General features: G+C 38.7%; 7 protein-coding genes. All 7 read right to left on the bottom strand.

Features of this window, described 5'->3' with window-relative positions; genetic code table 11:
* Positions 1 to 32 precede the first annotated feature (32 nt).
* On the bottom strand, positions 33 to 1,109 hold the full coding sequence (locus tag CDOM16190_RS10890; protein ID WP_170018655.1) for a GGDEF domain-containing protein: 1,077 nt from the start codon (positions 1,107 to 1,109) through the stop codon (positions 33 to 35).
* A 168-nt stretch (positions 1,110 to 1,277) separates the two neighbouring features.
* Positions 1,278 to 2,396: a M20/M25/M40 family metallo-hydrolase gene (locus CDOM16190_RS01970; RefSeq protein ID WP_170018654.1), complete on the bottom strand. Its 1,119-nt coding sequence runs from the start codon at positions 2,394 to 2,396 to the stop codon at positions 1,278 to 1,280.
* Between the two features lie 12 nt (positions 2,397 to 2,408).
* Positions 2,409 to 2,873: a YjiG family protein gene (locus CDOM16190_RS01965; RefSeq protein ID WP_170018653.1), complete on the bottom strand. Its 465-nt coding sequence runs from the start codon at positions 2,871 to 2,873 to the stop codon at positions 2,409 to 2,411.
* Entirely contained in the window at positions 2,870 to 3,508 is a 639-nt protein-coding gene (locus CDOM16190_RS01960) for a nucleoside recognition domain-containing protein (protein WP_170018652.1), read from the bottom strand. The genes CDOM16190_RS01965 and CDOM16190_RS01960 overlap by 4 nt, the downstream gene beginning before the upstream one ends.
* Before the next feature lie 235 nt (positions 3,509 to 3,743).
* Positions 3,744 to 5,513 carry a gluzincin family metallopeptidase gene (locus CDOM16190_RS01955; protein WP_170018651.1) on the bottom strand — a complete coding sequence of 590 codons (1,770 nt, stop codon included), beginning with the start codon at positions 5,511 to 5,513 and terminating at the stop codon, positions 3,744 to 3,746.
* A 9-nt stretch (positions 5,514 to 5,522) separates the two neighbouring features.
* On the bottom strand, positions 5,523 to 6,911 hold the full coding sequence (dcuC, locus tag CDOM16190_RS01950; RefSeq protein WP_170018650.1) for a C4-dicarboxylate transporter DcuC: 1,389 nt from the start codon (positions 6,909 to 6,911) through the stop codon (positions 5,523 to 5,525).
* Entirely contained in the window at positions 6,884 to 7,033 is a 150-nt protein-coding gene (locus CDOM16190_RS01945) for a hypothetical protein (RefSeq protein ID WP_169974466.1), read from the bottom strand. The genes dcuC and CDOM16190_RS01945 overlap by 28 nt, the downstream gene beginning before the upstream one ends.
* Positions 7,034 to 7,174 lie beyond the last annotated feature (141 nt).

Below are 7,174 nucleotides of genomic sequence, written 5' to 3'. Positions count from 1 at the left end.
ACAAGGCCTAGTTGCTATTATCAAAGTATTAATTATTTTATTACGACTTGATTTCTTCCGTTTTTCTTACCTATGTACATTTGTTTATCGGCTGCATGGATCATATTTGGTATATTGCTAAAATTAGCAGAGCAAACACCACCAAAAGTAATAGTTACAGAAAATTTTATATCATTATATTCTATAACTTTCTCTTCCACTTTTTTTCGAATACGATTTAAAATTTTTTCGACTTTATTTTTATTTAGTTTTTCACCAACTCTATCACTTTGAAGAAGGATCAAAAATTCTTCTCCTCCCCAGCGAGAAACTATATCGTTGCTTCTGCATTCATTTTTTAATATTGCAGAAATTTCAGCTAAAGCTACATCTCCGCATTTGTGCCCATAAGTATCATTTACGACTTTAAAATGATCAATATCTCCAAAAATCAAGTAAAAATTACCACTATCCTTTTTAAGCGACATATCTATCTTGTTTAAAATGTCATTCATTTGACGTCTGGTTATAAGTCCAGTCAGTTCGTCTATGTTGGCAATATTTTCCATCTCATGAATTTCTTTTTGCAGGAAAATTACTTCCATCGCCTTTGAAATTTGAAGTACTCGTTCTATAAAAAATATAAGCATAAATGCGACAATTATATTAAATCTTGTTAGAAAATCATCGATTGAATTTATTTGAAATATTGAAATTTTTAGATTAGTTGAAAAATATAGATATATGTATATTATTGATTGAATAATTCCTAAAGCATAAAATATACCGCGTTTTTTAAATGGAACTGTTATAGAAAGAAAGATAAATGGAACAAACCATGCTTGAAAGCCTGCGGACCAGCCAAGGTTTATAGTAGCAATTGTTAAAAATATAGTCGCTTCTGTGCAGCAAGTGAGCAGGGCTATCTTCTGATGTTTGTGTAAAAATTTTAAAGCCCCGCCAAAAACAGCTATGCTTATTATATTATAAAACATCATTAGTTTGTTTCCGCTATATATAAAAATAAACTCAAATGTTGCATGTATAACAAAACCCGCAAGAATTAACCAGAAATAAAATGAAGCTTTTATATATTGTGATAAATCTTTAATTTCACTGTAACTTTTCACTAAATAGTTCCAAAAATAAATTTAAACTTCTTTTATTTTATATATAGCATATTAAAACATTACTAATTATATTATACATATTGTATTATTAATTATTAATTATTTTTGCAGGATATAAGAAATTTAGTAAAAGAGCGTTTAGTTTTAGCTCTTTTACTAAAAGTTAGATTAGACTATCTTTTTGATGACGTCTAGGATTAGATTGCACTTTGGTACGATTGAGTTTACGACTAGATATTCGCTCTTTGAGTGCATATTGCCGCCTGTTGGTCCAAGTCCGTCTATGGTAGGACAACCCGCCGAAGATGCGATATTGCCGTCGCTTAATCCTCCCGCATCGACCCAGCTTACTTTGACTCCGCTTTCTTTTGCGACTTCGTCAAACACTGCTTTAATCTTTGGCAAATTTACCTCATCTATCATAGGGCCTTCGTCATTGGTTAAGGTTATCTTATGCGTTACGCCTTGTACAAAAGACTTGCTTAGAATTTCATTCAGCTTTTGCTTACAAAACTCAACCGAAGAGGCGAATTTATATCTCATCTCAAAATTTACCGAAGCAAAATCAGGCACTACGTTTTGCGCCGTTCCGCCGTTTGTCATTATGGCGTTAAAGGTGTGTCCCGCGCTAAAATCGGTTAATTTAGAAAGCTCAACTATGAAATTTGCCGCCTCAACTACCGCCGAGCGACCGCGCTCAGGGTGATTTCCTGCGTGCGCCGAGACTCCGTGAAATTCAACCGTGTAAGCAAGCATACCCTTTCTGGTTGCGACCATCGAGCCATCTTCTCTGGCAGGCTCCATCACAAGGCAGTATTTTGACTTCTTGGCATACTCTCTTATCTGATCTTTCGTGAAATTTGAGCCCGTTTCTTCGTGGGAATTTAAAAATACCGCCACATTGAGTTTGCTTAGATCAAGGTCCTTTATGACGTATAAAGATAGCAAAGCGCCCGCCTTATCGTCTATCACGCCAAGTGCGTTTATCTTGCCGTCATTTTCTTTAAAAGGCACATCTTTACCCCAGCCAACAGGAAAAACCGTATCCATATGCCCCACAAAAAGTATGTCGAAATTTTGCGCTTCAGGATCGTTTGATATCAGCAAGCAATCGGCCACTTTGTCGCTGTTAAGCTTGATTATCTTATGCTTTAACCCTAGCGAATTTGCTTTATCTATGAACCATTTTGCGACCGAATTTACGCCCTCTATATGCGAAGTAGGGCTTTCTATCTCGGTTAGCTCTTTAAGCTCCTCTAAAAATTTAGGCAACTCCTCTTGTCTCATGATAGCCCCTTTCTAGACAATCATGCTCATAACAAGCATCGCAAGATAGGCGTTTAATATACAAATTCCAAAAAGAACCAGATAGTGTCTTCCAGGGATTCCAAGCACTCCTAAAACTCTACCCATGTACTGAACTGTCGAGCCTACAAGCGCCATTCCCGGAAGTAGCACAGCTATATCGCCCGCTGTTAATGTGCCGCTTTGCACAAGCGCCACAAGCACACCTGCAGAGCCGCCCCAGCTTAAAAACGCAGCCATAAATACGGCTATCGACTCACCGGGAAGTCCAAGCGGTATCATGATGAAGCCAAGATAGTTTCCTATGATTTTAAGTGCACCTGATACGTTTAATATGTAGATGATCACAAACGCCATCAAAACATTTGGGATAGTGTTGTGGATAGCGATATCCCAGCCTTTTCTTGCACCCTCTACGAATACGTCAGTTAGTAGTTTGTTGTTTGTTTTATCACTCATACTTCAACCTCGTCATCTTTTACGAATTTTTTGACATAAAGTCTCATTAAATTTGCACCAAAAACTTTAAAAACAAAGATTATGCCCAAGCAAAGCGCGATAGAAACAGGCGCTAAAGCCCCGTTTTTATCAGGTATGATAAGTAGCGGTGCAAAAGATGCCAAGAAATTTGTGATCATGGCTCCCGCGCTAAACTGAAACGCCGCAAATATCAAAAGCTCTTTGTGAGTCATCCTGCCCTCTTGGCGCAAAAATTTTGCAGTAGAGCTACCCGCATCAGTGCTTTGAGTGCTAGCCATGAGCGATATAGAGCAAGCTCCTGGGATACCCATCATAGGTCTTAAAACAGGAGTAAGCCAAGATGAAGCCGCATATAGCGCGTAATATCTTTCAAATATCGCAACAAATCCAAGCGCTAGCATGACACTAGGAACAAGGCTTAATGCAAATAAAAATCCGCCTTTTGCGCTGGTTCCGCCTGAGGTTTTAAACCACTCTGGAAATTGACCGGTTAGCTTGCTAAAGTCAAAAATTCCACCTGCAATATCCTTGGTAAATCCACCAAAGAAAACGATAGCTGCTATCAAAGCTATAGTGCCGATAATCAGCTTTTTTGTATCTCTTGCCTCTTGCATTTAGCCTCCTTGATTAGATAAGTAAATATAATAAAAATATACATTTAAAAGACTTAATAAAGAGTTAAATAAGGTTTCAAATAATAAAAATATTTTTTAAATTGATATTTTAAGATTAAATTTAAAAGATAGCCTGATAAGTGTCAAAATTTCAAGCAAATTTAGCTTGAATCATTTGGAGTATAAGTGGCAAAATTAAATTTACCACTTATTTATGATTTCTTATTCTTGAGATCTACTCTAAATTTTGACTTCTCTTTTTGCTAATTGCCTTAAATTCTTCTACATAACCAAGCGCGCCATCGATACACTCAAGCCAAAATTCACTTTTTTTGATATCTTTTCCAAAGTGTTTTTTGATGATATCATCTACACTCATTGAGCCGGTATCTCTTAAAAACGCTTTGTAAATTTCAAAGAAATTTGGCTCTTTAGCTCTAAATTTTTCTATTAAAAACTGCGATAACAGATATCCTACCGTGTAAGGGTAGTTGTAGATGTATTGATCGGTTTTGTAAAAATGCAGCTTAAAATATGGCAAAAACTCTTCCATATCTTGCGTGCTATCAGCATACCACTTTTGCCAAGCGTTTTTCATCATCTCTTTTGCCTCTTGTGGCGTTACCAAGCCTTTGCTTCTAGCTTTTATAAAATCAGTCTCAAAGCTATATCTAACCGAAATATGAAGCATGAAATTTGCAGCCGATTTAAGCTCTTGCCAAAGGATATCAAATAGCAAATTTTCGTCTGCGTTTTTCTTTATGTATTCTCTCAGTACAGCCTCGTTAAACGTGCTTGCGATTTCGGCTAAACTCATAGGAAATTCCGTCTTAATGCTTGGCATATCACGCATTATCCAGTAGTGCCACGCATGTCCAAGCTCATGGGCTTGCTGTATCATATGAGCTTGTGTGCCCATGTAACTAGAAAAAATTCTAGCCTGCTTAAGCTCGTTAAATCTAGTATAAAAGGCGCCCGCGGCTTTGTTTTCTCTCGTGCTTGCCTCTATCCAGCGATTTTTAAGCATAAGATCTATAAAGCCTGAAATTTCCTCACTAACTTCGCTTAGGGCTGATTTTATCGTGGATATAGCTTGATGATATGGAATTTGCGCTTTAGTAGAAAACGGCGAAGGCGCAAGCAGATCGCACGCACTCATGCGCTCTTTACCAAGGTAAGGCGCTCTTAAAGTTACCGCCTCTCTTATCTTGCTAACTCGCTTTTGGAGTGCCGAGTGCATCGCATTTATCACGTCGTGGCTGATTTTATTTTGCTCAAAACTTGGCAATAAGATATCGCATTTTGCCTGTTTAAATTTAGCCTGCCTAAAGCCGTGCAGCATATTTAAGGCATCCACGTAAATAGGCGCGTGCTTTTCGTAGTGTTTGCTAAGCTCATTAAAGATATTTTCGCGAAACACGCTATCTGGTGAACCCTTTAAAATGCCTCCGCACTTTGCAAAGCTATAGTTTTTTACTTCGCCAAAGCTATCTTGTGCCTTGATATCGATGAGGTTGTTTAAATGCGTAAAAATCGCATATATCGGAGTAAAGCTACTCTGCTCAAGCTCGGCAAAAATTTCTTTATTTTTTAAATTTTTACTCCAGCTGTTTTTTTGCTCTTCGTAGTAAAATTTCCAGTGCGAAAGCCCAAATTTTTCCCACTCATCCTCGCTTAACTCTTCAAATTTGGCTAACATCGCTTGCTTTATAAGCTCTAGCTTTGAGATCCGGCTTTGAATTTTTGCTTCTACGACGGCTACTCGCTCATCTTTTGTATTTTCACTCATCTTGCAGCGACAAAACGCCTTTAAAGATGATAGCTTATCAAAGCCCTCTTCGTAAAGCGCGGCAAGCTCTTTAGCCGAAAATTTGCCGGATTTAAGTAAATTCGAAGCTTTGTTCAGCACATCTTTAGCTCTTTTTAACGAGCCGGTAAAATTCTCATGCTCAAAATCAACATAAGCATCATCAAAGCTCCATTGCGGCAGAGTTTGCGCCTCCATGATCACTCCTTAAAGCACAAGTAAAAATACAAATATATGATGGCTGATAAGTCCTAGTATCGCAGGGACTGAGCAGCGTTTCACGAGGCTTAGCGGGTTGCACTTAAGCATACCTGCTATGGCTACAACTACGCCTGCAACAGGCGATAGCGGACGCGCGATAGTTGAAGCTTGATGCATAGGAAGAACAAGCATCACCGAGCTTACGTTTAGTTTTGTTGCGATTTGTGGCGCAAGCTCGACAAGCGGATAAAAACTAGCTCCGTTTGAGCCTGCGATGATGGCGACAACAGTTGTGATAAGCACAAACACGACCGACATGCCAAAGCCACCGAGTCCAAGCGTATTTGCAAGGCTTACGATACTATCAAGCATGCCTAAAGACTTAAAGCCTTGAGCAAAAACTCCTGCTGCGATGATGAGAGCAACCACTCCGCTTAAACTGCGTCCCATGGCTTGCAAAAAGATCTTTAGTCCCTCCGCTAACGGCTCAAATTTAAATCCATGTCTGATCGTCTCAAAGCACATCGCGATAATGACTGAGAGAAGGATGATGGCTGAGATGTTTAGTTTGATTGATTTGAGGCAGTATTCGGAAAAGACAACCACCAAAATCATCGGTAAAAACGGCAAAATCGCATAAATTTTAGGCGCGGTCGCAGTAGGAGGCTTGATAGCTTCGTCAAATTCTATGCTCTCTCCCACGTGCTCGCTACATACCCAGCCCTCTTTTTTATCTAAGTATCTATTCCAAAAAACTAGCGCTATGCCGATAACGATAGAAGTTGGAAGTGCGGCCGGAATTTTGTATAAAAATACATAATCAAGCAGCGAAAGCGAAGTAGCCTTAGCCGAAGCGGCGGTTGAAGCGCCTATGAGCACCATCGAAGCGGCACCCGACATGCAGCAGATAGAGCCTACTGTGAGTTTGTTTAATCCAAGTGAGATGAGGATAGGCCCAAGAAGCGCAAGGCAGAGCACGCCAAGTCCGGCTGCGCTTGTGATGACCATGCTTATGAGCTTTGCTATGGCAAATGCGACAAATATCATGAAATAGGGGCTTTTGATCTTTGAAAGCCGTCCCGTGGTAAGCGAGACGAAAGCGCTGTTTGCTCCGATATGCGTCATGTAAGTGGCAAAACCGACCATAAACATGATAAGAAGCCCAAGATCAGCCATGCGGTCTGAAAACATATAGCGGATGTACTCTACGATGTCTAGGTACTCGTTGCCCGTAGGCGTGGCCTTTTTAGGCATAAATTTGCCCGTTTGAAGAACGATAGAGCAAATAAGCATAAATACGCCCGACAAAAACAGCGTAAGCGGTGCGTATTTACCCTTGATAATCGCCCAACCGACGATAAATAGCACTACTGAACCGATGATAACGCCAAGCATTTGATCTCCTTTTTGTGTGAATTTGTTTTAAGTTTTGAATTGTAAAAACAGTGAATATTTTTTAAATTTATGTAGTCGGATAAAGATATGCCTGATATGGCTTTTAGTATCTCAAATCTCATTGTCTTTCTTATTTTTTAATTCTATATATATTATTTAATAGTTATTAATATAGAATTTTTAATATTGAAATTTTATCTTGCTTTTGTTTTAAATTTAATTAAATTTAAAAAGCTAAAATTAATATACTATATAAAAATTCT

It is taken from the genome of Campylobacter sp. RM16190 (assembly GCF_012978835.1).
Classification (GTDB): Bacteria; Campylobacterota; Campylobacteria; order Campylobacterales; family Campylobacteraceae; genus Campylobacter_A.
This window is presented reverse-complemented; position numbering and strand designations above follow the sequence as displayed.